This is a genomic window from Stenotrophomonas sp. 115C5, from assembly GCF_056861055.1.
On sequence record NZ_JBSPUQ010000001.1, the window covers coordinates 144,608 to 167,775 of the forward strand.

A 23,168-nucleotide genomic window follows, 5' to 3' on the forward strand; every position below is an offset into this window, starting at 1 on the left:
GGCGTCGGAAACATTACTTGACCACGCGCAGGTTCGGGCGCCCCTTCGGCGGCGGACTGGCCGGCGGCGTATCGTCCGGCGGCGTGCCTTCCTCGTGCAGCAGCTCGTCGCTGGTCGGCGCGGTTTCGTTGCCCGGAATGTCATCCGGCAATGCCATGCCCTGCCCGGTCTCGCGGGCGTAGACGGCCAGCACGGCGCTGATCGGTACCTGCACCGGGTAGCTGGTGCCGGAGAAGCGCGCCGAGAAGCTCACCATCTCGTTGTCGATCATCAGCCGCACGACGGCACGTTCGGCGATGTTGAGCACGACCCGGCCATCCTTGACCGCCGAAGGCGGGACCTGCACGCCGGGAACGCCGGCGTCGACCAGGATGTGCGGGGTCAGCTGGTTGTCGTTGATCCATTCCACCAGCGCCCGCAGCAGGTACGGGCGGTGGCTGGTCATGTGGAAGAAGTCTTCGGTCATGCGTGAAGTGTACGCGCCCGGCGCCCTGCCGGGGCGGATCGCCTGCACGCCGGTCGGCGTGCAGACGGGTAACGCATGCCCGGATCAGACCGGCAGATCGCGCAGCTTCTTTTCCTGATCGGTCAGGCTGCGGACGAAACCGGGATGGCGGAAGATGCGGTTGCCGTAGTCTTCGATCGCCTTGCCGTCCTTCGGCAGCGGTACGTCCAGCGACTGCAGGCGCCAGATGATCGGCGCCATCGCGCAGTCGGCCAGGCTCATTTCCGGGTTGAGGAAGAACTTGCTGGCCTTGAACAGCGGCAGCGAGGCGGTCAGCAACTCCTTCAGGCGCTTGCGGCCGGCCTCGGCCTGGGTCTTGTTGCCCAGCTGGATGGCCTGCACCTGCGGCACCCAGTCGTGCTCGATGCGCAGCATGGCCAGACGGATGCGCGCACGCGAGAGCGGATCGACCGGCATCAGCGGCGGATGCGGGTAGCGCTCGTCCAGGTATTCGCTGACCACCGACGCGGCGTAAAGCACCAGTTCGCGTTCGACCAGCGTCGGCACCGAGTGGTACGGATTGAGGTCGATCAGGTCTTCAGGCGGGTTCTGTGGATCGACCGGAACGAAGTCGAAGGTCACACCCTTGGCCGCCAGGACCAGGCGTACACGGTGGCACAGTACATCGTCGTTCGAGGAAAACAGCGTCAGTGTATTGCGCATGCGTACGCTCGCCGCCATCAAAGGCTCTCCCACGACAGGAGACCGCCTGCCGCATCGGCGCCGCCGGCACCGTGCCAGCGATCGACTCCTCCCCGAGTGTGCAACCGACCATCACAAAAGCCAATAGGCCCGTGCGATGGCCGGCGGCATAATCAGTGAACGTCCTTCCAGTATTCCTTCTTCAGCAGGTACAGCAGGAAAGTCAGCAGGGCCAGGAACAGGATCACCCACACGCCCAGCTGCTGGCGCTTGAGCGCGGCCGGTTCACCGGCATATTCGAGGAAGTTGGTGATGTCCCGCACGGCCTGGTCGTACTGCCCGGCATCGACCGAACCCGGCGTTTCAATCTTCAGGCCGGTCACCGGCGGATCCATGCCCGGCGCCTCCGGCTTGCCATGCACGGCATGCTGCAGGCCCTGCATTTCCCACAGCGGGTTGGGCATGGAGGCATTGGCGAACAGCGCGTTGTTCCAGCCCAGCGGCCGGCTGCTGTCCAGGTAGAACGACTTGAGATAGGTGTAGACCCAGTCGCTGCCCCGCACGCGCGAGATCAGGCTGAGGTCCGGCGGCATCTTGCCGAACCACTTCTCGGCATTCTCCTTGGGCATCGCCACCGGGATCGGATCGCCGATCGCCGAGCCGGTGAAGTTGAGGTTGTTCATCACCTCTTCCTCGGTCAGGCCCAGGTCCTGCGCCATCCGCGAATAGCGCAGGTACTTCAGCGCATGGCAGCCGGAGCAGTAGTTCATGTACAGCTGCGCGCCGCGCTGCAGCGAGGCACGGTCACCCAGGTCGTTGCCGGCCTGCAGCAGCTTGGTGCCGCCTTCGGCGGCGGAGGCCAGGAAACTGCCCAGCATCAGGGTGGCCATCAGGGCCAGCCGGACCATCCAGCGCTCAGTCATGGGTGGTCACCCTCTCCGGTACCGGCTTGGTCTTGTCCAACCTTGTCCATAGCGGCATGGTGATGAAGAACGCGAAGTACAGGAAGGTCAGCACCCGCCCGATGTAGGTCTCGTGCACGTCGGTGCCAGGGCCGGAACCAATCACGCCCAGCCACACGAAGCACACCGCCAGCACACCCAGCATCACCTTCGAGATCCAGCCGCGGTAGCGCACCGACTTCACCCTGGCCTTGTCCAGCCACGGCACAAGGAACAGGATCGCAATGGCCGAGAACATCACCAGCACGCCACCCAGCTTGTTGGGCACCACGCGCAACATCGCGTAGTAAGGCGTGTAGTACCAGACCGGCTTGATGTGCTCCGGGGTCACCAGGCGGTTGGCCTCGGTGAAGTTGTCGTGCTCCAGGAACAGGCCACCGAAACCGGGTGCGAAGAAGATGATGAAGGCGGCGATGATCAGCAGGAAGCCGGCGCCGACGCCATCCTTGAGCGTGTAGTACGGGTGGAACGGAATGCCGTCGGCCGGCGCGTTCGGCGACCAGCGGTTGCCCTTCGGCCCCTTCTTGATCTCCACGCCATCGGGATTGTTCGAACCCACTTCGTGCAGCGCGCCCAAGTGCAGTACCACCAGCAGCAACAGCACCAGCGGCAATGCGATGACATGCAGCGCGAAGAAACGGTTGAGCGTGGCGTCACTGGGCAGGTAGTCGCCCATGATCCATTCGGTCAGGCCGTTGCCGATCACCGGTATCGCGCCGAACAGCGAGATGATCACCTTGGCGCCCCAGAACGACATCTGGCCCCACGGCAGCACGTAGCCCATGAAGGCTTCGGCCATCAGCACCAGGTAGATCAGCATGCCCAGGATCCACACCAGCTCGCGCGGCTTCTGGTAGCTGCCGTACAGCAGGCCGCGGAACATGTGCAGGTAGACCACGATGAAGAACAGCGAGGCACCGGTGGAGTGCATGTAGCGGATCAGCCAGCCCCACTCCACATCACGCATGATGTATTCGATGGAGCCGAACGCCTCGGCGGCGTTGGTCTTGTAATGCATCGTCAGGAAGATGCCGGTGACGATCTGGTTGACCAGCACCAGCAGCGCCAGCGAACCGAAGTAGTACCAGATGTTGAAGTTCTTAGGCGCGTAGTACTCGCTGACGTGCTTGCGGTAGACCGGCATCAGGCCCGGTGCGCGGGCATTGACCCAGTCGGCCACGCCGCTGGCGGTACGGCTGAGGATATTGGCCATCAGGCAGCCCCCTGAGGATCGACACCGATGATGATGGTGTTGTCGTCCTGGTAGTGGTGCGCGGGCACCTTCAGGTTGATCGGCGCCGGCACGTCCTTGAAGACGCGGCCGGACATGTCGAAGCGCGACTTGTGGCAGGGGCAGAAGTAGCCGCCCTTCCACTGCGGGTCGTAGGGCTCGGGCCGGATCTCAGCGACCATTTCCGGCGAGCAGCCCAGGTGCGTGCACAGGCCGACCAGCACGGAAATATCCGGCTTGATCGAGCGCAGCTCGGGGTTCTGCTTCAGCACGTAGTCTGGCTGCTGGTCCTTCTCGCCGGACTCGGGGTCCTTGAGACGGCCATCCAGCCCGTGCAACGCGTCGAGGATCGCCTTGGACCGCTTGACGATCCAGATCGGCTGGCCACGCCATTCCACGATCAGGCGTTGGCCTTCCTGCAGGGCGCTGATGTCGGCCACCACCGGTGCGCCGGCAAGCTTGGCGCGGGCACTGGGGTTCCAGGATTTGATGAAAGGAACTGCGGTGAATCCGACGCCGACGGCGCCCACCACGGCTGTGGTGGCAGAAAGAAAACGCCGACGTCCGGTGTTGACTGGATCGTGTACCCCATCGTTGGCCATCCGGCACTCCGATATTGATTAGGTAGCTTTAAGGCTGCCAGCGGATCCGGTGGGGGCCAGAGCCGCATTGAATCACGGTCGAGTGTAGCGGAACCGTCGCGCGCCACACAACGCTCTTTGCAAGGAGTGCCGACTAACAGTCGGCACCTACCTGTTCAACGGTGTGCCGACTAACAGTCGGCACCCACCAGTCTGCGGTACCTACTGGTGACTCAGGGCACTACGGTAACGCTCGGCCAGCTGCCCGACCCGGCGCACGTAGTACTGGGTTTCGCTGTAGGGCGGTACGCCGCCATGGCGGTCGACCGCGCCTTCGCCAGCGTTGTAGCCGGCTGCGGCAAGGGTCAGGTCGCCATTGAAGCGCTTCAGCAACCACGCAAGATACTGCACGCCGCCGCGGATGTTCTGCCCGGCATCGTAGGAGTCACTGACCCCGAAGCGCGCGGCGGTTGGCGGCATCAGCTGCATCAGGCCCTGCGCACCGGCACGGCTGAGCGCGGTCGGGTTGTAGGCCGACTCGGCATGGATGATGGCCCGCACCACCGCCTCTTCCACGCCGAACTCGCGTGCGGCCGAGGTGATCTCGGTCTGGAAGGCCGAGGTGTTCAGGCGCACGCTGCCGAAGTCCACGCGTGGATTGACCCCGCACGCGTAGCAGCGCTCCATGAAGCTGTAGCGGATGGTCCGCACTGGGCCGAGGTTGGCGACCTGGGTCGGGCGCGCACTCGTGTAGTGGCGCACGCCGTCCTTCATGAAGGAATAGACCTGGCCGCTGACCATGCGCCCGGCGCGCGAGGCGACCGGCTGTGCCGGCGCGGCGGCTGCAGGCGCAGGCGCAGGCGCGACCGTTGCCGGCGTGGCGGCGCTGGCGGCGCTGGCGGCAACGGCAACCGGGTTGCGTTCGATGCTGGCCACCGTGGTCGGCGCCGGCCTGGGCGCGGCCACCACCGGGCGCGGTGCCGGACGGGTGTCGCGGCTGTAGCTGATGGTGCTGCAGCGCGCACCCGCCACCCGCTTGCTCACATAACTGGTGACGCCGTCAGGGCCCTGGCACTTGTACAGGGTGCCGGCGCTGGCCGGCGCAGCGGTCAGCGCAGCGATGATGATCGCCGTTGTCCCCAGTATCCCCTTCATGGCGGCGAGTGTCCCAGCTTCGCCGGGGCTTGCCAAGCGAGGTGGCTCAGCCTGTGACCGGCGGCACAGCCAGCACCTGGCCCAGCCCGGCCAGGCGCTGGGCCAGTTCGTCGCGCAGGCCCGGCGGCGTGGTCCACAGCGCCACCGGCACGCGGTCCAGGCTGAGGATCTGCGCCAGCATCATGCCCCGGCTCTCGGCCCCCATGCGCAGCAGGCAGTGCTCGGCGCCATCCGCCTCCAGCACCCCGCACCAGGGCGGAATGCGGCCTTCCAGTTCGGCGCGGCTGCCGGCCAGGCGGACGATGGCCTGCAGCGCGAACGGGGCCTGGCTGACCGCCTGCCGCACCATCACGTCCGGCGGCGCCGGGGTGCGCCGGTGCATGCCCGGCTCGGAGCACTCACGTACCGCGCCCATCCGGTCCACGCGCAGGGTGCGCCAGTCCTGCCGGCCCAGATCCCAGGCCAGCAGGTACCAGCGCCGGCCGTAATTGACCAGGTGCTGCGCCTCGACTTCGCGCTGGGTAACAGCCTCCTGCGCGCTGCGGTATTCGAAGGCCAGCCGTGACGCCTGCCGGCAGTACTGGGCCAGCCGTCCGAGCAGGCGTGCGTCGGTGGACGGAAGATCGGACAGGGTGGCCGTCGCTGCATGCACCTCGCCGGCCTGCTGGCGGCGACGGGTCGGCACCAGCGGGTCGAGCTTGGACAGCAGACCACGCGCGGTGTCGTCGATGCCGGCGACGGTGGCCGAGGCGGCGCGCAGGGCGATGGCCAGGGTGGTTGCCTCCTCCTCATCCAGCAGCATCGGCAGTACCGGTGCCCCGGCCCCCAGCTGATAGCCGCCCCCTACCCCGGCCGAGGCCTGCACCGGGTAGCCCAGCTCGCGCAGGCGCTCGATATCGCGGCGGATGCTGCGTCGGTCCACGCCCATGCGCTCGGCGAGCTCGGCCCCAGACCACTGGCGGCGGGCCTGCAACAGAGCGATCAGGCGCAGCAGTCGGTGGGCGGTATGGCGCATGAAGGATCGAGGACAGAAGTCGTCCGCAATAGTGCCCCAGGATGGCCTCCAGTTCACCACCGCAAGGAGCAATGCCATGAATTCACGCCAGATCACCCTGTATCACGCCGCCCGTTCCCGCTCGAGCGGCGCCGTGGCCCTGCTCGAAGCGCTGGGTGCCGACTACCGCATGCAGGTGCTGGACCTGAAGGCCGGCGCCAACCTGGCCCCGGCCTATCTGGCCATCAACCCGATGGGCAAGGTGCCGGCCATCGTCCACAACGGCGCACTGGTAACTGAACAGGTGGCCATTTATCTGTACCTGGCCGACCTGTATCCGGAAGCCGGGCTGGCCCCGCCGATCGGCGACGCCCTGCGCGGGCCCTACCTGCGCTGGATGGCCTTCTATGGCGCCTGTTTCGAGCCGGCGATGATCGACAAGGCGATGCATCGTGAACCGCCGCCGCGCCTGATGTCGCCCTACAACGACGCCGAGACGGTGCTGCAGGTGATCGAGGCCCAGCTGGCGCAGGGCCCGTACCTGCTCGGCGAGACCATGAGCGCCGCCGACGTGCTGTGGGGCAATGCGCTGGCCTGGACCACCGCCTTCGGCCTGGTACAGCCGGCGCCGGCAACGGCCGACTACATCGCCCGGATGAGCGCGATGACCGCCTTCGACCGGTCGCGGCGGATCGATGCGGAGCTGGTGGCGGCGTAATCAGCGCCCGCCTTGCACAAGACAGCCGAGCGTGGGCTCGGCTCTACAGTGATGACCACGCCGGGCTTGGGCTTGGCCGCATGAACGCGGCGGCTGGCGCGGGATGCGGGTAGAATTGCCCGCTTTCCCGCCACCCGAATGGATTAAGCGCCATGACCGGGACGCCAGACGTCTTTCCGCCCGCCACGCCGGGCGGTACCCCGCTCGTTGCCCTGCCCGCTGGTCCGCGCAAGCCCGACCAGGTCAAGGGCAAGCTGTACATCAAGACCCACGGTTGCCAGATGAACGAGTACGACTCAGCCAAGATGGCCGACGTGCTTGCCGCCAGCGATGGCCTGGAACTGACCGACAGCCCGGACGACGCCGACGTCATCCTGGTCAACACCTGCTCCATCCGCGAGAAGGCGCAGGAGAAGGTGTTCAGCCAGCTCGGCGTGTGGAAGGGCCTGAAGAACAAGGGCCGTGAGGTCATCATCGGCGTGGGCGGCTGCGTTGCCTCGCAGGAAGGCGAAGCGATCATCAAGCGCGCACCGTTCGTCGACCTGGTGTTCGGGCCGCAGACCCTGCACCGCCTGCCGGAGCTGATCCGCGCCCGTCGCGAGCAGAAGCGCCCGCAGGTGGACATCAGCTTCCCCGAGATCGAGAAGTTCGACCGCCTGCCGGAACCGCGCGCCGAGGGCGCTTCGGCGTTCGTGTCGATCATGGAAGGCTGCTCGAAGTACTGCTCGTTCTGCGTGGTGCCCTACACCCGCGGCACCGAAGTCAGCCGCCCGTTCGAGGACGTGGTGGTGGAAGTGGCGCAGCTGGCCGCGCAGGGCGTGCGCGAGATCAACCTGCTCGGCCAGAACGTCAACGCCTACCGTGGGCCTTATGGGGATGGCGAATTCGCCGACCTCGGCCTGCTGATCCGCACCATCGCCGAGATCGATGGCGTCGGCCGCATCCGCTTCACCACCTCGCACCCGCTGGAGTTCAGCGATTCGCTGATCGATGCATTCCGCGACGTGCCGCAGCTGGCCAACTTCCTGCACCTGCCGGTGCAGGCCGGCAGCGACCGCGTGTTGTCGGCGATGAAGCGCGGCTACACCGCACTGGAATTCAAGTCGAAGATCCGCAAGCTGCGCGCGGTGCGCCCGGACATCTCGATCAGCTCGGACTTCATCGTCGGCTTCCCCGGCGAGACCGATGCCGATTTCGAGAAGACCATGAAGCTGATCGAAGACATCGGCTTCGACCACAGCTTCTCCTTCATCTATTCGCGCCGCCCGGGCACGCCAGCGGCCGACCTGGAGGACACGATCAGCGATGCGGAGAAGCACGCGCGCCTGTCGCGCCTGCAGGAGCGCATCAATGCGCACGCGGCCAGCATCTCCGAGAAGATGGTCGGCACGGTGCAGACCGTGCTGGTGGAAGGTCCGTCGCGCAAGAATCCGAACGAGCTGACCGGCAAGACCGAGAATATGCGTTCGGTGAACTTCCCGGCGCCGGCGCGGCTGATCGGCCAGTTCGTGGATGTGGTGATCACCGAAGCGCTGACCAATTCGCTGCGCGCGCGGGTGGTGGCGGAGTAAGGTCTGGGTGTGCCGACCAACGGTCGGCACCCACCGGAAATGATGCCGGCCAGCGGCCGGCACTACCGAATGACAGGCCTTAATCCAATCGTTTGCGGAAACGCAGGATCGCCAGCGTCATCATCACCACGATGAAGGCCAGCAGCGCCAGCGCGTCGTGCCACAGCTCCCACAGCGAGGCGCCGCGCAGCATGATGCCGCGCACCAGCCGCAGGAAGTGGGTCAGCGGCAGCACTTCGGCCAGCCATTGCACCGGCCGCGGCATGCCAGCGAACGGGAACATGAAGCCCGACAGCAGGATCGACGGCAGGAACAGGAACAACGTCATCTGCATCGCCTGGAACTGCGAGCGCGCGCGCGTAGAGATCAACAGGCCCAGCGCCAGGTTGGCCAGCACCAGCAGCACGGCGGCCAGATAGATATCGAGCAGGCTGCCGCGGATCGGCACCTGGAACAGCCAGGTGCCCAGCACCAGCACCAGCGTGGTCTGCAGCAGGCCAATCGCTGCATAAGGCAGCACCTTGCCCACCATCAGTTCGCTGCGCGACACCGGCGTTGCGATCAGCAGTTCCATGTTGCCGCGCTCGCGCTCGCGCACCACCGCCACGGCCGTGAACATCACCAGGGTCATGGTCAGGATCACCCCGATCAGTCCCGGCACGATGTTCACCGCCGAGCGCCGCTGCGGGTTGTAGAAGCTGGTCACGCTGACCTGTCCACTGGCGATGCTGCCCTCGCGCAGGGGACGCGTGTTGCTGGTCGGACGCGTATCCAGCGGCACCTGCGCCAGCTGGATCGCTGCGCTCTGCACCACGGTGTCGCTGCCATCGACCAGCACCTGCACCGCCTCGCGACCGTCAAAGCGGCGACGCTCGAAGTCGGCCGGCACCACGATGCCGACACTGATCTCGCCACGGCGCAGCGCCTGCATCAGCTGGTCGGGCGTGTAGGCCTCGCTGCGCGGCGTGATCACGCCGGTCGCGACCATGTCCTGCACCAGCGCGCGCGAGGCGGCACTGTTGGCCTGGTCGGCGACACCGGCGTCGAGGTGACGCAGGTTGAGATTGATCGCATAGCCGAACAGCAACAGCTGCATCACCGGAATACCGACGATCATCGCCAGCGTGATGCGGTCGCGCCGTAGCTGCCGCAGTTCCTTGAGCATGATCGCCCACAGCCGGCGCAGGTTCATTCCGCCGGCTCCCGGCCACGACCACGGGTGGCAGCCACGAACACGTCTTCCAGGTTCGGTGCCACCTTCTCGATGCTGGCCTGCGGGTCAGCACTGGCCAGCGCACGGCCCAGCACTGCGATGTCCGCCGCTCCCTCATTGCACAGCACGCGCAGATGGGTGCCGATCTGCGCCACGCTGAGCACGCCGGGCAGATCGGCCAGTGCGCGGCTGGCCAGGCGCGGCTGCGACGCGGTGACCTGCAGCGTGCGCCCTTCCAACCGTGCGCACAGTTCAGCCGGTGTGCCATCGGCCACCAGCGCACCACGATCGAGGATCGCCAACCGATGGCAGCGCTCGGCTTCGTCCATGTAGTGGGTCGATACCAGCACGGTGGTACCGGCGTCGGCCAGTTCAAACAGGGCCTCCCAGAAATCGCGGCGTGATTCCGGGTCGACCGCGCTGGTCGGCTCGTCCAGGAACAACAGCTCGGGCGCATGCACGACGGCGCCGGCCAGCGCCAAGCGCTGCTTCTGGCCACCACTGAGGGTGCCAGCCAGCTGCGGCTGCCTGTCCAGAAGACGATACTGCTGCAGCAGCTCGTCGACCCGCTGCCGGGCCTGCGCGCGTGGCAGGTCCTGGATGGCGGCGAGGAATTCCAGGTTCTCGCGCACCGAAAGATCTTCATACAACGAGAAGCGCTGGGTCATGTAGCCGATGCGCCGGCGCAGTGCTTCGGCCTGCTCGGGAACCGCCAGGCCCAGCACCTCGATCTGCCCGGCACTCGGTTCCAGCAGGCCGCACAGCATGCGGATGGTGGTCGACTTGCCCGACCCGTTCGGCCCCAGGAAGCCATAGACCTGGCCACGCGGCACGGTCAGGTCGACATTGTCCACGGCCAGCAGATCGCCGAAGCGGCGGGTCAAGCCCTGCGCATGCACCGCGATGTCCGCACCGGTGCTCAGAAGCGCACCTGTACCGGAAGACCCGCTGGCAGCTTCTGCATGTCGCTGTTCCCGTCCACTTCGATCTCGGCCAGATAGCTCAGGCGCTCGACGTCATCACCGGTCAGTGCGTAGTACGGCGTGAACGACGGCTCGCTGCGGATCGCACGCACGTGCCCCGTCAGCACCATGCTGCCTCCCTCCAGCTGTATCTGCGCGGCCTGTCCGACCTTGACCTGCAGGCGCAGCGGCTGCGGCAGGTAGACGCGTGCATAGGGGCGCTCGCCGACCAGCATCACCGCCAGCGGCGCGCCGACCGGCGCCTGGTCCCCCTGCCGGTAAGGCAAGGCATCGACCACGCCGTCGCGCGGTGCGCGCAGCTGCAGCTTCTGCAGATTGACGCCCTGCACTACCTGCTGCGCCTGCGCAGCGTCCGCTGCGGCCTGCCCCTGCGCGATGTCCTGCGCGCGGCTGCCATGCACCCGCTCCAGCCAGGCCTGCTCGGCGGCACGCACGCTGGCTTCGGCGTTGCCGGCCGCAGCCCGTGCCCGGTCCAGCTCGGCGGCGGCGATCAGGCGCTGTCGCGCCAACGGTTGCACCCGCTGGTAGTACGCGCTGGCTTCAACCGCCTGCGCACGCAGGGCCGCCAGCTGCGCCTGGGCCTGGGCGATCTGCTCCTGCCTCGGGCCGATCTTCAGTTCCTCCAGCTGCGCCTGCGCGCGCACCGTGTCCGCCTGCGCTGCAGCGAACTGCGCATCGCCACGGGCCGGGTCGAGCTGCATCAGCACCGTACCGGCCTTGACCTGCTGGCCCTCGCGCACGTCCACCGTGGCGATGACTTCGGCCGCCGGCGCCGGCACCGTGATCCGGTCCCATTCCAGCGTGCCTAGTGCAGTCGGCGCTGACTGCCCGCACCCCGCAAGCAGGCCGATGCCCGCCAGTCCGATCCCACGCATCCCGTTGCCGATGCCCATGCCATCCCCTCCTGCGACGGCGACACGGTGCCATGTACCCCGTGCACCCTCAATGATTCCGATCAGCCCTGACGGTTTTTTCACCACACGTGGGCAAGCCTTTTGCCGCAAGGCTCCGCACCACCTATCCACAGGTTGATTCGGCATCATTCCACAACCGCTGTGGAAATCCGCCAGGACGTGGCTTTGTTGCTCGCCCGGCAACGAAACCTGCACTGCCATCACGATGAATGCCCCCGTGCAGGCCACCTGTGGCAGTGCTGCCGCAGCGACGAACGGCCATGACGCTTTTTTCACCAAGACCTCATGGGCCTTGTGGCACAAGCATTGCAAAGGGCTATCCACAGGTTTCCGCGCGCCCCGTCCACACCGGGTGTGGAAAACGCTGTATCGACCGTCTGCTGGCCGTGTGCCCCGCACGCGCGCTACCCTTGTCCTCCCTGAATACACTGCGGTGGAAGGCGTCCGCCCCACCCCAAGCAATGAAAAGCATCGATCATCGAGACTTCACCCTGTCGCCGGAAGACAACGAGCGACTGGCCAACCTGTGCGGCCCCTTCGACGGGCACCTGCGCCAGATCGAGCTGAAGCTCGGCGTGGAGATCGCAAATCGTGGCTTCGTGTTCCGCATCAGCGGGCCGAACGAAGCCATCGTCGAGGCGCAGAAACTGGTTGAAGCGCTGTACGCCGAAGCCGGCGAAACCACCTTCGACAACCACGCCATCCACCTGCGCCTGGCGCAAGCCAACGTCGAGCAGATCGCCGAACGCTCCTACGAAGCGCAGGAGGTGGCGATCAAGGTCAAGCGCGGTACGGTGCGCGGTCGCGGTGCCAACCAGGGCCGCTACCTGCACCAGATCGCCACGCATGACATCAACTTCGGCATCGGTCCGGCCGGTACCGGCAAGACCTTCCTGGCCGTGGCCAGCGCGGTCGAAGCACTGAACGAATCGCGGGTGCAGCGCCTGATCCTGGTGCGCCCGGCGGTGGAGGCCGGCGAGAAGCTGGGCTTCCTGCCCGGCGACCTGAGCCAGAAGGTCGACCCCTACCTGCGACCGCTGTACGACGCCCTGTACGAGATGATGGGCGTGGAGAAGGTGGTCAAGCTGCTGGAGAAGAACGTCATCGAGATCGCACCGCTGGCCTACATGCGCGGCCGCACGCTCAACGATGCGTTCGTGATCCTGGACGAAGCACAGAACACCACCATCGAGCAGATGAAGATGTTTCTGACCCGCCTGGGTTACGGCTCCACTGCGGTGGTCACCGGTGACCTGACCCAGACCGACCTGCCCAAGCATGTGAAGTCCGGCCTGCGCGACGCCATCGACGTGCTGCGTGAGGTCGAGGGGGTCAGCTTCACCTTCTTCGAATCCCGTGACGTGGTCCGCCACCCGCTGGTCGCACGCATCGTCAGCGCCTACGACCGCCGCGACCTGCATCAGATCCAACCTGGAGCAACTCCATGACCCGTGGTCCCGTGCGACTGGACGTCGCCGTCAGTTATGCCCTGCCACGTGCCGGCCTGCCGGCGGCAGTCAGCTTCCGCAAGTGGGTGGCCGCCGCGTTGAAGGGCCGCATCCGCGAGGCCGACCTGGCCATCCGCGTGGTCGATGCCAAGGAAGGGCAGTCGCTGAACCGCCATTACCGCGGCAAGGACTACGCGACCAATGTGCTCAGCTTCCCGGCCGAAGTACCCGAAGGCCTGCCCAAGGGCGTCAAGTTCCCGCTGCTGGGTGACCTGGTGATCTGTGCACCGGTGGTGGCACGCGAGGCCGACGAACAGGGCAAGGCGCTCAACGCCCACTACGCGCACCTGACCGTGCACGGCGTGCTGCACCTGCTCGGCTGGGACCACGAGGACGACAAGGAAGCCGAGGCGATGGAGCAGCTGGAACGGGAGATCCTGGCCGAGCTGGGCATCGACGACCCATACGCGGGCGAGCGCTGACACCGGGCTCTGTTCCGAGCCCATGCACTCACGGAAGAGGAGCGCAGCATGTCCCTGCCCGCACTTGTGCTTGCCGCGCTACTGCAGTCCGGGGCTGGCCTGATGCCCGATCCTGACCGTCCGTCACCGTTCCCCACCAGTGACAGCGAGGCCGACATCGCCGCAAAGATCGCCGAACTACGGGCGTTCTTTGGCAGCAACGAGCGCGACACCCGCAATACCGTCGCCACCGCCCAGCAACGGGCGCTGATCGACCGCCTGGAAGCGCGGCACGCGGCCCGCCTGGCCGGCATCTGGGTGGACAATGCGAGGGGCTGGAACGTTGTGGTGCGACTGACAGGCGCCGCACCCGAGGCCGATGAGACACACCCAGGGGCGGATGGCCCGCAACGTGTGCACTACATCACCGGCGCCGCGATGACCGAAGCGGAGATGGAGCGCCGCCTGCATGCTCAGCGGGACGGGCTGCTCGCCCAGCTGCCCGACCAGTTCGGCTATAGCCTGGATGTCAAGACCGGGGAGCTGGAGGTGGAACTCCGGGATACCCCAGCCAACCGCGCAACGGCGGCGACCGTGCGCGACCACCTGCAGGTGCAACTGGGCTACCCGGTCAGGCTGCGCTGGTATCCGGCGACATCGCAGCGGCGATCCCCCTGACCAACGTGGCCTGCGGGCGCCGGTCCGCGCGCTGCGCTATTGTTCGCCGCCAGGCATGGGGCGCAAGGAAACCAAGGATGACCTCGGACAACGGCTCGATGATGTTTACGCTCGGCGTGGGTCTTTTCGCCGTGCTGCTGGCGCTTGGCGCCTATGCCGTGCGCCGCATCAGCGCCCGCGACCCCAGCGGCAGGCATTGGCTGCTGCGCAGCCTGGCCCTGCTGTCGCCCCTCTGCCTGCTGACCGGCGCGGTGATCGGCCTGATCGGCCCGCATCTCAATGGCGAACGGGAACCGGCCCATACCCCCGCACTGTGGGGGGCGTCGATGATCCTGGTACTGGCGGGTGCGCTGACTCTGCCGGTGTTGTGGCGGATGCTGGTGCACCGGCACCTGGGCCGCCCGGTCAACGCGCTGCCGTTCTTCCATGCCAGCCGGACCTCGCTGCTGGTGCTGTTCGTGCTGGCCCTGATCTACCTGAAAGCAAGCGGCAAGGCGGCGGACGACCTGATGCCGTGGCTGACAGGTCCAGGCCTGTGGCCGGCAGTGGTGCGTGCCGCAGGGGAAGCCATGCAGATCGCCATGACGTCGGTCGTGCTCACCTTGTCCTTCATGGTCGTGCGGTTCCTGATGATGGGTTTCGCGCGCCGTCTGGTGGCACCGCTCCGGCGCTCGCCAGGGCTATGATGGCGCCCCTCTGCCTGCGGAAACCGCTCGTGTCACTGCGCTGCTGCCTGCCTCTGCTGTGTGTCCTTGCGGTCCCATCCGCGTTCGCTTCCCGCCTGGACCTGCCGGCGCTGATCGAATGCCGCCAGGGCGTGGCCGACCAGGCTGCGCTGGCGCCGTTGCTGGCCGACCCGCTGGCGGCCGTGGCCCAGGGCCTGCAGCCGCTGCCGCAGGGCAACCAGTTCATGAGCGAGTACCGCCTGGCCCAGCCGATCAGCGTGTTCGGCGTGAGCACCGAGCGGGTGGCGGTGGCCGGGGCCAGCGTCATGGCAGTCCTCGACCAGGCCGACCCACGCCCGCTGGCCAAGCGCCTGGCGCTGGAGACCGGCTACGACCAGGACGGCAAGTTCATGGCCGGCCGCGAGCTGGTCAGCCGCGACGTGACCGACCCGAAGACCGGCGAGGCCCAGATCGAGTCGATCATCCTCAGCGTCTCCACCGTGGCCTCCCACCCGGGCAAGACCCTGGCCGGCTGCACCTACAGCCTGGACCTGCCCGAGGAAGCGGCAGCCCCGGGCTCCCCTGCCCCGGCCACCGGCAGTCACTGACAGGCCGCCACATCCTGCTAGACTTGGGCCAACGCCCGGCCTGCCGGGTGCCTTTTTTCCAGAGATGTCAGAAGACGACAGTAGTAGCTCCCCTGCGGAGCACAGTGAAAAGAAGCGCGGCTGGCTTGAACGCCTGACCTCCGCCTTCTCCGGCGAACCCCATACCCGCGACGAGCTGGTCGCTGTCCTGCACACCGCGCAGGAAGAGGGTCTGATCGCCGCCGATACCCTGAAGATGATGGAAGGCGCCATTTCGGTGGCCGAGCTGACCGTGGGCGACGTGATGATCTCGCGCTCGCAGATGGTCTCGCTGCCGGTCGAAGCGCCCTTCCTGGAACTGATGAAGCAGGTGGTCGAATCCGGCCATTCGCGCTTCCCGGTGCACGGCGAAAACAAGGACGACATCCTCGGCATCCTGCTGGCCAAGGACCTGCTGCGCGGCGTGGTTGCCGACAACGGCCCGGCCAACGTGCGCGAGCTGCTGCGCCCGGCGGTACTGATCCCGGAGGCGAAGAAGCTCAACGTGCTGCTGAAGGAGTTCCGCCTGTCGCGCAACCACATGGCCATCGTGGTGGACGAGTACGGCGGTGTCGCCGGCCTGGTCACCATCGAGGACGTGCTGGAACAGATCGTCGGCGAGATCGATGACGAGCATGACGAGGCCGAGGATCCTTCCGCTCAGATCGCGATCCAGTCCGACGGCCAGTACGTGGTCGACGCGCTGACCCCGATCGGCGACTTCAACGCACGCTTCGGTGCCACCTTCTCCGACGAGGACTACGACACCATCGGTGGCCTGGTCACCGAGGCCGTGGGCCATCTGCCGGAAGTCGGTGACGAGCTGGCGCTGGACCGCTTCATGTTCCGCGTGGCCCGCGCCGATGCGCGCCGGGTCCAGGCCTTCCACGTGACCGTGCTGCCGCCGGACGCGCAGGACGACGCTTGAAGCGCTGCGGCCTGATCCTGACGCTGTGGCTGGCACTGTGCGTGCTGGCCATGGCCCTGCCGCTGGCCGCGTTCGCGCAGCCGGCGGCGGCCCCGCCCGCTGCGCCCGGCACCGGCGCCGAGGCCCCTGCGCCGCGCATCGGCGTGGTCACCATGCAGCCGGGCACGGTGTTCTTCGAACGCTTCGGCCACGACGCCATCGTCGTGGTCGATCCGCTCAGCGGCGAAGCGACCTCGTACAACTTCGGGTACTTCGATCCGTCCGAGGACGATTTCATCAGCCGCTTCGCGCGCGGCGAAATGATGTATTACCTGGTGGCGCTGCCGCTGCAGCAGGACCTGTCCTACTACGACGAGACCGGCCGTGGCGCCAGCGTGCAGTGGCTGGACCTGCGCCCGGACCAGGCGCGCGCACTGGCCGCCGACCTGGCCGAACGGGCCAAGCCGGAAAACGCGCGTTACCACTACGACTACTACACCGCCAACTGCGCCACGATGGTGCGCGACACGGTGGACAAGGCACTCGGCGGCGGCCTGCAGTCGCAGCTGTCGGGACGCTCGCGCGGCAACACCTACCGCAGCGAATCGGTGCGCCTGGCCTCGCCGGCGCCGTGGATGTGGCTGGGCTTCGACGTCGGCCTGGGGCCGTTCGCCGACCAGCCGCTGTCGCGCTGGCAGGAAGCCTTCGTGCCGATGCGCCTGGCCGATGCGCTGCGCCAGGCACGTAACAGCGATGGCCGTCCGCTGGTGCAGTCCGAACAGCAACTGCTGCCGCACCGTATCGATCCGGAGCCGAAGGAATCCGCGCGCCGCTGGTGGCCGTGGCTGCTGCTCGGGCTGATCGTGGCCGGCGGCGTCCTGGCGCTGCGCAGCCGCCCGCGCCTGCTGGCCGGGCTGGCCCTGCCGTTCTGGCTGCTGTGCGCCCTCTTCGGCGGCGTGCTGGTGTTCCTGTGGGGCTTCAGCATCCACTACGCCGCGTGGGCCAATCGCAACCTGCTGTTGCTTTCGCCGCTGGCGGTGCTGCTGCTGCCCGGGGCGATCAGCCTGCTGCGCCGGCGCGTGCCGGGCCGCATGTTCAGGATCGTACTGTGGCTGCTGGCGGTACAGGCGGTGGCCGCGCTGGTGCTGCACTGGCTGAGCCTGCAGGCGCAGTACAACGTGCAGTGGATCGTGCTGCTGCTGCCCGTCCACGTCACGCTGGCATGGGTGCTGGGGCGTACTCCTCACTTGTCCAAAACACAGCCCTGACGCACGATGGCGGGCATGTCATTGCCCGCCTCCGCTGCCGCGCCCGCCTCGGCCAACCCCGCCTGCGTCATCAACTGCGTCCACTACGATGACGAGGGCAAACGCCACGACATCACCCTGGACGCCATCAGCGATGTCATTGCCGGTGGCAATGGCTTCGTCTGGGTCGGCCTGTACGACCCCAATGACGATGTGCTGTTGAAATTGCAGGAAGAGTTCTGCCTGCACGACCTGGCCATCGAGGATGCGCGCAATGCGCACCAGCGGCCCAAGGTCGAGACCTACGGCAATTCGATGTTCGTGGTGGTGACGACCGCGCAGATGGTCGACGAGCGCATCCAGTACGGCGAAACCCACGCCTTCCTCGGCCCACGCTTTCTGGTGACGGTGCGCCATGGCGCTTCGCTGTCCTACGCCCCGGTACGCGCGCGGGTCGAGCGCGAGCCCCAGCTGCTGAAAATGGGCCCGTCGTACTGCCTGTATGCGGTGACCGACTTCGTGGTCGACAACTACCTGCCCATCGTGCACCGCTTCCGCGACACCCTGGACCTGCTCGAAAAGGACATCTTCGCCGACACCTACAAGCGCAGCACCGTGGTGCGGCTGTACGAGCTCAAGCGCGAACTGAACAAGATGCGCATGGCGGTGGCGCCGCTGCAGGACGTGCTGGCACAGCTGCGTCGCTATCAGGGCGAACTGATCCCCGACGAGGTGAAGCTGTACATCCGCGACGTGCACGACCACGCGGTACGCATCAGCGATGTGATCGACACCCTGCGCGAGATGCTGGGCACCGCACTGAGCGTGAACCTGTCGCTGGTGACGCTGGCGCAGGGCGAGACGGTCAAGCGGCTGGGTGCATGGGCGGCGCTGCTGGCGGCGCCGACGCTGATCACCAGCTGGTACGGCATGAACTTCAGCCACATGCCCGAGCTGAGCGAACCGTGGTCGTACCCGCTGATGATCGTTGGCGTGGGCGGTGTGTGCGTGGGCTTGTACCGGCTGTTCAAGCGCGCGAAGTGGTTGTAGATCGTATCGACCAACGGTCGATACCCACAAAACCGGGGACATATCGACCAACGGTCGATACCCATCAGACCGGTAGGCCACGACCGTTGGTCGTGGCGCATTGGATGGTCCATCAAGCCACGTAGACAGTCTTGATGTTCATGAACTCATGGATGCCATGGTCGGCCAGTTCGCGACCGAAACCGGACTGCTTGCTGCCACCGAACGGCAACCGCGCGTCGCTCTTGACGATGGCGTTGACGAACGCCGCACCGCATTCCATGCGCTGGGCGAAACGTTCACCGCGCACCGGGTCGCGCGTCCACACGCTGCCGCCCAGGCCGAAGCGGGTGTCGTTGGCCACGCGCAGTGCCTCGGCCTCGTCAGCGACACGGATCACCGCAGCTACCGGGCCGAACAATTCCTCGTCATACGCCGGCATGCCAGGGCCGACCTGGTCGAGCACGGTGGCCGGATAGCCGGCGTGCGTGCCCGCAATCGGCTCACCACCCACCAGCACCCGCGCGCCCTTGGCCACGCTGGCCTGCACCTGCTTGTGCAGTTCGTCGCGCAGGTCGGCACGCGCCATCGGCGCCAGCGTGGTACTGCGCTCGTCAGGGTCGCCATACTGGCGCTCACCCGCCGCTTCGACAAAGCGGCGGGTGAATTCATCGGCCACCGCATCGACCACGATGAAGCGCTTGGCCGCGATGCAGGTCTGCCCGCTGTTGTCGAAACGTGACTTCACTGCCGCGGCCACGGTCTTGTCGAGGTCGGCATCGTCGAGCACCACGAAGGCATCGCTGCCGCCGAGCTCCATCACCGACTTCTTCAGCTGGCTGCCGGCATTGGAAGCGATCGAGCGCCCTGCCCGCTCGCTGCCGGTCAGCGTCACCGCCTTCACCCGTGCGTCGCGCAGCACCTCGGCGGCCTGGTCGTTGTCGATGTGCAGTACATCGAACACGCCATCGGGCAGGCCGCCGTCACGGCACACCGCCAGGATCAGGTCGGCGCACTGCGGCACGTTGCTGGCGTGCTTGAGTACGGCCACGTTGCCAGCCATGAACGCCGGGGCCAAAAAACGGAACACCTGCCAGATCGGGAAATTCCACGGCATCACCGCGAACACGCAGCCGATCGGCTCGTAGCGCACATAGCTGCGCTGGGCTTCGGTGTCGATCAGCTGCGGCTTCAGGTAGTCGGCCGCGTGGTCGGCGTAGTACTCGCAGGCGGCCGCGCACTTGTCGACCTCGGCCAGCGCCTCAGCCTTGAGCTTGCCCATCTCGTGGGTCATCGCCTGCTGCAGGTCATCGCGACGGGCGCGCAGCTGCGCGGCAATCTGGCGAAGGATGGCGCCGCGGTCCTGCAGCGAGTGATCAGCCCAGCCGGGGAAGGCATCGGCAGCGGCCTGCAGGCGCTGCTCGATGTCGGCTGCACCCATCAGTTCATGGCGGTAGGTCACCTGGCCGGTGGCCGGGTTGATGATCTCGACGGTCATGGGGGATCTCCATCTGGAAGACCCCCATTGTGCGCCGCTGTCCGTGAGCCGGGTGTTGCCGGCGCTGTCGACAGGCCGTGTGCTCAGCCGTTGTCCTGTCGCGCCAGCTGCAGATCGCGCTGGCGCCGCTTCTCCGCACGCGCATTGATGTACCAGCCGATCACCGCGGCGATCGACACCGCCGACACCAGCAGCGTGGCCAGTGCGTTGATCTTCGGGCTGATGCCCATGCGCACCGAAGCGAACACCTTCATCGGCAGCGTGGTCGAGCCCGGCGTGGCGACGAAGCTGGCCACCACCACATCATCCAGCGACAGGGTGAACGCCAGCAGCCAGCCTGCCACCAGCGCCGGCGCGATGATCGGCAGGGTGATGCGGCCGAACACGGTCAGCCGGCTCGCGCCCAGGTCCATCGCGGCTTCTTCCAGCGACAGGTCCATCTCCTGCAGGCGCGAGGACACCACTACGGTGACGAAGCACAGTGTGAAGGTGACGTGCGCGATCCAGATGGTGGTCAAGCCACGCGCCGGGAACCCGGGAATCGCACCCATCGAAGCCAGCAGCGCCATCAGCGAGAAGCCGAGGATCACATCCGGCATCACCAGCGGTGCGGTGACCAGCGCGCCAAACAGCGGCTTGCCGCGGAAGCGCTTGAAGCGGGTCATCACCATCGCCGCCAGCGTGCCCAGCACGGTGGCCGTGCAGGCGGTCCAGAACGCCACCACCAGGCTGGTCCACATCGCCTCCATCAGCGCGCGGTCGGCGAACAGGTCGCTGTAGGCGCGGGTGGAGAACCCGGCCCAGACCATCGCCAGCCGCGAGCTGTTGAACGAATAGAACATCAACAGCAGGATCGGCAGGTACAGGAAGGCGAAGCCGAGCAGCAGCACGCCCAGCCCCAGGCCCTTGGCGCTACGCGGGCTCATGCCTGCTTCCCTTCCAGCAGGCGCTGCTGGGAACGGTTGAACAGCAGGATCGGCACCAGCAGCAGCAGGATCATCGCCACCGCCATCGCCGAGGCGCCCGGCCAGTTACGGTTGTTGAAGAACTCGTTCCACAGCTGGCGGCCCACCATCAGCGTCTCCGAGCCACCCAGCATTTCCGGGATCACGAATTCACCGATGGCCGGAATCATCACCAGCATGCAGCCGGCGATGATGCCCGCCTTCGACAACGGCAGGGTGATGCGCAGGAACGCCTGCCACGGCTTGGCACCGAGGTCGTAGGCCGCTTCCAGCAGGCGGTGGTCGTGCTTGACGAGGTTGGCGTACAGCGGCAGCACCATGAACGGCAGGTAGCAGTAGACGATGCCGATGTAGGCGGCGGTCGGGGTGTCGATCAGCTGCAGTTTCGGCAGGCCCATCGACGTCATCAGCGACTGCAGGCCGGTGAACTGCAGGAACTGGTCGAGCAGGCCGTTGCGGTCCAGGATCGCCTTCCACGCATACACGCGGATCAGGAACGAGGTCCACGACGGCAGCACCACCAGCATCATCGCCACGTTGCGCGCGGCCGGTGACAGGCGGGCGATGGCATAGGCCATCGGGTAGCCGATCAGCAGGGTCAGGAAGGTCGAGATCGCTGCGATCTTGATCGAGCTCAGGAAGGCCTGCGCATAGATCGAATCGCGGAACAGCGCCAAGTAGTTTTCCAGGTTCAGCTTCAGCGAGAAGCCGCCATCGGCGTACTGCAGCAGCCAGGTGTACGGCGGCGAGCCGACCCGGCTGAGCGAGAAGCTGATCATCAGCACGATCAGGAACGGCACTGCGAAGAACAGCAGCAGCCACAGGTACGGAATGCCGATCACCGTGGCACGCAGCCCCGGCAGCCAGCGCTTCAGGCCGGCCGTGCTCATGAGGTCAGCACCACGCCGTCGTTGTCGCGCCAGTGCACCCACACCTCGTCGCCCCAGGTGAGGCCATCACTGGCCCAGCGCTGCGAGTTGGCGAAGTTGGCCAGCACCTTGGCGCCGCTGGGCAAGCGCACGTGGTAGACCGAGTGGCTGCCGAAATAGGCGATGTCCTCGATCACGCCCTGGGCCTTGTTGGTGTGCCCTTCCGGCTCGTCCTTGCCGATCATCACCTTCTCCGGGCGCAGCGCGAACGCGACCGGCTGCCCTTCATAGCCGGTGATGCCATGGGCGATGTAGATCGGCGCCGGGAACAGCGGCGAGCGCACGGTCACATACTCCGGCAGGTCCTCGTCGATCACCCCGTCGAACAGGTTGACCGAACCGATGAACTCGGCGACAAAGCGGTTGGCCGGCTGCTCGTAGACCTCGTCCGGCTTGCCGACCTGCTGGATCCAGCCGGCATCCATGACCGCGATGCGGGTGGCCATGGTCATCGCTTCTTCCTGGTCGTGGGTGACCATCACGCAGGTCACGCCCGACGATTCGATGATGCTGACCAGTTCCAGCTGCATCTGCGAGCGCAGCTTCTTGTCCAGCGCGCCCATCGGCTCGTCCAGCAGCAGCAGCTTCGGCCCCTTGGCCAGCGACCGCGCCAGCGCCACGCGCTGCTGCTGGCCGCCGGACAGCTGGTGCGGCTTGCGCTTGCCCAGGTGGCCCATCTGCACCAGGTCGAGCATCTCGCCGACGCGCTTGCTGATCGCGTCCTTGCCCAGGCCATCCTGCTTCAGGCCGAAGGCAATGTTCTGCTCGACCGTCATGTGCGGGAACAGGGCATAGGACTGGAACATCATGTTGACCGGCCGCTGGTACGGCGGCAGCGCGTCCAGGCGCTGGCCATCGAGGGTGATGCTGCCCTTGGTGGGCGTCTCGAAGCCGCCCAGGCAGCGCAGCAGGGTCGATTTGCCACTGCCGGAGCCACCGAGCAGGGCAAAGATCTCGCCCTTGCGCACGTCCAGGTTGACGTCGTCGACGGCGACGAAACCGTCGAATTCCTTGCGCAGGTCACGAATGGAGAGATAGCCGGGCGCACCGGTCGTGTCGACGACGGCGGCTACCGGCTGGGCTTCAACGGGCATGGGGGCTCCGGGAGCGGGCGGTGGACAGCGGCCGCCATTCTACCGGCCGGGGGCCGCAGGGGATATGACGGCAGCAGGTGGAACCGGCCGGTGAGCGGCCTCGGGGCCTCGAGGGGTGTCGGTTTTCCCCCGCCATGCTGGCCTGTCCGCCG

24 protein-coding genes are annotated in these 23,168 nt (G+C 66.8%); 10 read left to right on the forward strand and 14 right to left on the reverse strand.

The features are described 5' to 3' along the window. Window positions 1-13: 13 nt before the first annotated feature. The 7 genes from AC13FN_RS00745 to AC13FN_RS00775 all read right to left on the reverse strand — a co-directional run bounded on the left by AC13FN_RS00745 (window position 14) and on the right by AC13FN_RS00775 (window position 6,091). Window positions 14-466, reverse strand: coding sequence for a ClpXP protease specificity-enhancing factor (locus AC13FN_RS00745; RefSeq protein ID WP_005412806.1), 453 nt, complete (start codon window positions 464-466; stop codon window positions 14-16). Between the two features lie 84 nt (window positions 467-550). After that, entirely contained in the window at window positions 551-1,186 is a 636-nt protein-coding gene (locus AC13FN_RS00750) for a glutathione S-transferase N-terminal domain-containing protein (protein WP_005408842.1), read from the reverse strand. 134 nt (window positions 1,187-1,320) lie between these two features. After that, complete coding sequence (locus AC13FN_RS00755; RefSeq protein ID WP_049436543.1) at window positions 1,321-2,070, reverse strand: cytochrome c1; 750 nt, start codon at window positions 2,068-2,070, stop codon at window positions 1,321-1,323. Beyond that, on the reverse strand, window positions 2,063-3,322 hold the full coding sequence (locus AC13FN_RS00760; protein WP_006429450.1) for a cytochrome b: 1,260 nt from the start codon (window positions 3,320-3,322) through the stop codon (window positions 2,063-2,065). Before AC13FN_RS00760 ends, AC13FN_RS00755 begins: the two co-directional genes overlap by 8 nt. Continuing rightward, window positions 3,322-3,942: a ubiquinol-cytochrome c reductase iron-sulfur subunit gene (gene petA / locus AC13FN_RS00765; RefSeq protein ID WP_004151998.1), complete on the reverse strand. Its 621-nt coding sequence runs from the start codon at window positions 3,940-3,942 to the stop codon at window positions 3,322-3,324. The genes AC13FN_RS00760 and petA overlap by 1 nt, the downstream gene beginning before the upstream one ends. A 201-nt stretch (window positions 3,943-4,143) precedes the next feature. Then, window positions 4,144-5,076, reverse strand: a complete 933-nt coding sequence (locus AC13FN_RS00770) for a lytic transglycosylase domain-containing protein (RefSeq protein WP_482984309.1) — start codon at window positions 5,074-5,076, stop codon at window positions 4,144-4,146. Window positions 5,077-5,122: 46 nt separating this feature from the next. Beyond that, entirely contained in the window at window positions 5,123-6,091 is a 969-nt protein-coding gene (locus AC13FN_RS00775; protein ID WP_049436541.1) for a helix-turn-helix transcriptional regulator, read from the reverse strand. Between the two features lie 76 nt (window positions 6,092-6,167). Between AC13FN_RS00775 and AC13FN_RS00780 the strand changes: the two genes are divergently transcribed. Both AC13FN_RS00780 and miaB read left to right on the forward strand, forming a co-directional pair. After that, window positions 6,168-6,788, forward strand: a complete 621-nt coding sequence (locus AC13FN_RS00780) for a glutathione S-transferase family protein (protein ID WP_049436540.1) — start codon at window positions 6,168-6,170, stop codon at window positions 6,786-6,788. A gap of 152 nt (window positions 6,789-6,940) precedes the next feature. Beyond that, the gene (gene miaB / locus AC13FN_RS00785; RefSeq protein ID WP_049435924.1) at window positions 6,941-8,359 is read left to right on the forward strand and encodes a tRNA (N6-isopentenyl adenosine(37)-C2)-methylthiotransferase MiaB; all 1,419 of its coding nucleotides are present in this window, start codon (window positions 6,941-6,943) and stop codon (window positions 8,357-8,359) included. A gap of 79 nt (window positions 8,360-8,438) precedes the next feature. Here the strand turns inward: miaB and AC13FN_RS00790 are convergent, their stop codons facing one another. From AC13FN_RS00790 to AC13FN_RS00800, 3 genes are read right to left on the reverse strand one after another with little or no spacing between them, the layout of a single operon-like run. Beyond that, window positions 8,439-9,551 carry an ABC transporter permease gene (locus AC13FN_RS00790; protein WP_049431320.1) on the reverse strand — a complete coding sequence of 371 codons (1,113 nt, stop codon included), beginning with the start codon at window positions 9,549-9,551 and terminating at the stop codon, window positions 8,439-8,441. Then, window positions 9,548-10,471, reverse strand: a complete 924-nt coding sequence (locus tag AC13FN_RS00795; protein WP_010486131.1) for an ABC transporter ATP-binding protein — start codon at window positions 10,469-10,471, stop codon at window positions 9,548-9,550. The genes AC13FN_RS00790 and AC13FN_RS00795 overlap by 4 nt, the downstream gene beginning before the upstream one ends. 20 nt (window positions 10,472-10,491) lie before the next feature. Continuing rightward, window positions 10,492-11,448: an HlyD family secretion protein gene (locus AC13FN_RS00800; RefSeq protein WP_217015577.1), complete on the reverse strand. Its 957-nt coding sequence runs from the start codon at window positions 11,446-11,448 to the stop codon at window positions 10,492-10,494. A gap of 482 nt (window positions 11,449-11,930) precedes the next feature. Here AC13FN_RS00800 and AC13FN_RS00805 point away from each other — a divergent pair, with 482 nt between their 5' ends. From AC13FN_RS00805 to AC13FN_RS00840, 8 genes are all read left to right on the forward strand, one after another. Next, window positions 11,931-12,917, forward strand: coding sequence for a PhoH family protein (locus AC13FN_RS00805; RefSeq protein WP_019337148.1), 987 nt, complete (start codon window positions 11,931-11,933; stop codon window positions 12,915-12,917). Then, on the forward strand, window positions 12,914-13,399 hold the full coding sequence (gene ybeY / locus AC13FN_RS00810; RefSeq protein WP_005408831.1) for an rRNA maturation RNase YbeY: 486 nt from the start codon (window positions 12,914-12,916) through the stop codon (window positions 13,397-13,399). The genes AC13FN_RS00805 and ybeY overlap by 4 nt, the downstream gene beginning before the upstream one ends. A 48-nt stretch (window positions 13,400-13,447) precedes the next feature. Next, window positions 13,448-14,056: a hypothetical protein gene (locus tag AC13FN_RS00815; RefSeq protein WP_053442773.1), complete on the forward strand. Its 609-nt coding sequence runs from the start codon at window positions 13,448-13,450 to the stop codon at window positions 14,054-14,056. Between the two features lie 77 nt (window positions 14,057-14,133). Beyond that, on the forward strand, window positions 14,134-14,742 hold the full coding sequence (locus AC13FN_RS00820) for a hypothetical protein (RefSeq protein ID WP_049482916.1): 609 nt from the start codon (window positions 14,134-14,136) through the stop codon (window positions 14,740-14,742). After that, on the forward strand, window positions 14,742-15,329 hold the full coding sequence (locus AC13FN_RS00825; protein WP_053443804.1) for a hypothetical protein: 588 nt from the start codon (window positions 14,742-14,744) through the stop codon (window positions 15,327-15,329). Before AC13FN_RS00820 ends, AC13FN_RS00825 begins: the two co-directional genes overlap by 1 nt. Before the next feature lie 64 nt (window positions 15,330-15,393). After that, entirely contained in the window at window positions 15,394-16,275 is an 882-nt protein-coding gene (locus AC13FN_RS00830; protein WP_482984308.1) for an HlyC/CorC family transporter, read from the forward strand. Then, window positions 16,272-17,522 (forward strand): lipoprotein N-acyltransferase Lnb domain-containing protein, encoded by a 1,251-nt coding sequence (locus tag AC13FN_RS00835; protein ID WP_482984307.1) that lies wholly within the window; start codon window positions 16,272-16,274, stop codon window positions 17,520-17,522. The genes AC13FN_RS00830 and AC13FN_RS00835 overlap by 4 nt, the downstream gene beginning before the upstream one ends. Before the next feature lie 6 nt (window positions 17,523-17,528). Further along, window positions 17,529-18,551 carry a magnesium and cobalt transport protein CorA gene (locus AC13FN_RS00840; RefSeq protein WP_019337144.1) on the forward strand — a complete coding sequence of 341 codons (1,023 nt, stop codon included), beginning with the start codon at window positions 17,529-17,531 and terminating at the stop codon, window positions 18,549-18,551. A gap of 112 nt (window positions 18,552-18,663) precedes the next feature. On the opposite strand, the gene AC13FN_RS00845 is transcribed toward AC13FN_RS00840, so the two are convergent. From AC13FN_RS00845 to AC13FN_RS00860, 4 genes are all read right to left on the reverse strand, one after another. Continuing rightward, window positions 18,664-20,028: an NAD-dependent succinate-semialdehyde dehydrogenase gene (locus AC13FN_RS00845; RefSeq protein ID WP_099560219.1), complete on the reverse strand. Its 1,365-nt coding sequence runs from the start codon at window positions 20,026-20,028 to the stop codon at window positions 18,664-18,666. An 83-nt stretch (window positions 20,029-20,111) separates the two neighbouring features. Then, the gene (locus AC13FN_RS00850) at window positions 20,112-20,954 is read right to left on the reverse strand and encodes an ABC transporter permease subunit (RefSeq protein ID WP_054171377.1); all 843 of its coding nucleotides are present in this window, start codon (window positions 20,952-20,954) and stop codon (window positions 20,112-20,114) included. Continuing rightward, window positions 20,951-21,883, reverse strand: a complete 933-nt coding sequence (locus AC13FN_RS00855; protein ID WP_197579510.1) for an ABC transporter permease subunit — start codon at window positions 21,881-21,883, stop codon at window positions 20,951-20,953. The genes AC13FN_RS00850 and AC13FN_RS00855 overlap by 4 nt, the downstream gene beginning before the upstream one ends. Then, window positions 21,880-23,016 carry an ABC transporter ATP-binding protein gene (locus AC13FN_RS00860; protein WP_019337141.1) on the reverse strand — a complete coding sequence of 379 codons (1,137 nt, stop codon included), beginning with the start codon at window positions 23,014-23,016 and terminating at the stop codon, window positions 21,880-21,882. Before AC13FN_RS00860 ends, AC13FN_RS00855 begins: the two co-directional genes overlap by 4 nt. Between the last annotated feature and the right edge of the window lie 152 nt (window positions 23,017-23,168).

Coding starts and splice junctions, on each gene's coding strand:
- AC13FN_RS00745 (WP_005412806.1), bottom strand. CDS start 466: ATGACCGAAGACTTCTTCCACATGACCAGCCACCGCCCGTACCTGCTG.
- AC13FN_RS00750 (WP_005408842.1), bottom strand. CDS start 1,186: ATGGCGGCGAGCGTACGCATGCGCAATACACTGACGCTGTTTTCCTCG.
- AC13FN_RS00755 (WP_049436543.1), bottom strand. CDS start 2,070: ATGACTGAGCGCTGGATGGTCCGGCTGGCCCTGATGGCCACCCTGATG.
- AC13FN_RS00760 (WP_006429450.1), bottom strand. CDS start 3,322: ATGGCCAATATCCTCAGCCGTACCGCCAGCGGCGTGGCCGACTGGGTC.
- petA (WP_004151998.1), bottom strand. CDS start 3,942: ATGGCCAACGATGGGGTACACGATCCAGTCAACACCGGACGTCGGCGT.
- AC13FN_RS00770 (WP_482984309.1), bottom strand. CDS start 5,076: ATGAAGGGGATACTGGGGACAACGGCGATCATCATCGCTGCGCTGACC.
- AC13FN_RS00775 (WP_049436541.1), bottom strand. CDS start 6,091: ATGCGCCATACCGCCCACCGACTGCTGCGCCTGATCGCTCTGTTGCAG.
- AC13FN_RS00780 (WP_049436540.1), top strand. CDS start 6,168: ATGAATTCACGCCAGATCACCCTGTATCACGCCGCCCGTTCCCGCTCG.
- miaB (WP_049435924.1), top strand. CDS start 6,941: ATGACCGGGACGCCAGACGTCTTTCCGCCCGCCACGCCGGGCGGTACC.
- AC13FN_RS00790 (WP_049431320.1), bottom strand. CDS start 9,551: ATGAACCTGCGCCGGCTGTGGGCGATCATGCTCAAGGAACTGCGGCAG.
- AC13FN_RS00800 (WP_217015577.1), bottom strand. CDS start 11,448: ATGGGCATCGGCAACGGGATGCGTGGGATCGGACTGGCGGGCATCGGC.
- AC13FN_RS00805 (WP_019337148.1), top strand. CDS start 11,931: ATGAAAAGCATCGATCATCGAGACTTCACCCTGTCGCCGGAAGACAAC.
- ybeY (WP_005408831.1), top strand. CDS start 12,914: ATGACCCGTGGTCCCGTGCGACTGGACGTCGCCGTCAGTTATGCCCTG.
- AC13FN_RS00815 (WP_053442773.1), top strand. CDS start 13,448: ATGTCCCTGCCCGCACTTGTGCTTGCCGCGCTACTGCAGTCCGGGGCT.
- AC13FN_RS00820 (WP_049482916.1), top strand. CDS start 14,134: ATGACCTCGGACAACGGCTCGATGATGTTTACGCTCGGCGTGGGTCTT.
- AC13FN_RS00825 (WP_053443804.1), top strand. CDS start 14,742: ATGGCGCCCCTCTGCCTGCGGAAACCGCTCGTGTCACTGCGCTGCTGC.
- AC13FN_RS00830 (WP_482984308.1), top strand. CDS start 15,394: ATGTCAGAAGACGACAGTAGTAGCTCCCCTGCGGAGCACAGTGAAAAG.
- AC13FN_RS00840 (WP_019337144.1), top strand. CDS start 17,529: ATGGCGGGCATGTCATTGCCCGCCTCCGCTGCCGCGCCCGCCTCGGCC.
- AC13FN_RS00845 (WP_099560219.1), bottom strand. CDS start 20,028: ATGACCGTCGAGATCATCAACCCGGCCACCGGCCAGGTGACCTACCGC.
- AC13FN_RS00850 (WP_054171377.1), bottom strand. CDS start 20,954: ATGAGCCCGCGTAGCGCCAAGGGCCTGGGGCTGGGCGTGCTGCTGCTC.
- AC13FN_RS00855 (WP_197579510.1), bottom strand. CDS start 21,883: ATGAGCACGGCCGGCCTGAAGCGCTGGCTGCCGGGGCTGCGTGCCACG.
- AC13FN_RS00860 (WP_019337141.1), bottom strand. CDS start 23,016: ATGCCCGTTGAAGCCCAGCCGGTAGCCGCCGTCGTCGACACGACCGGT.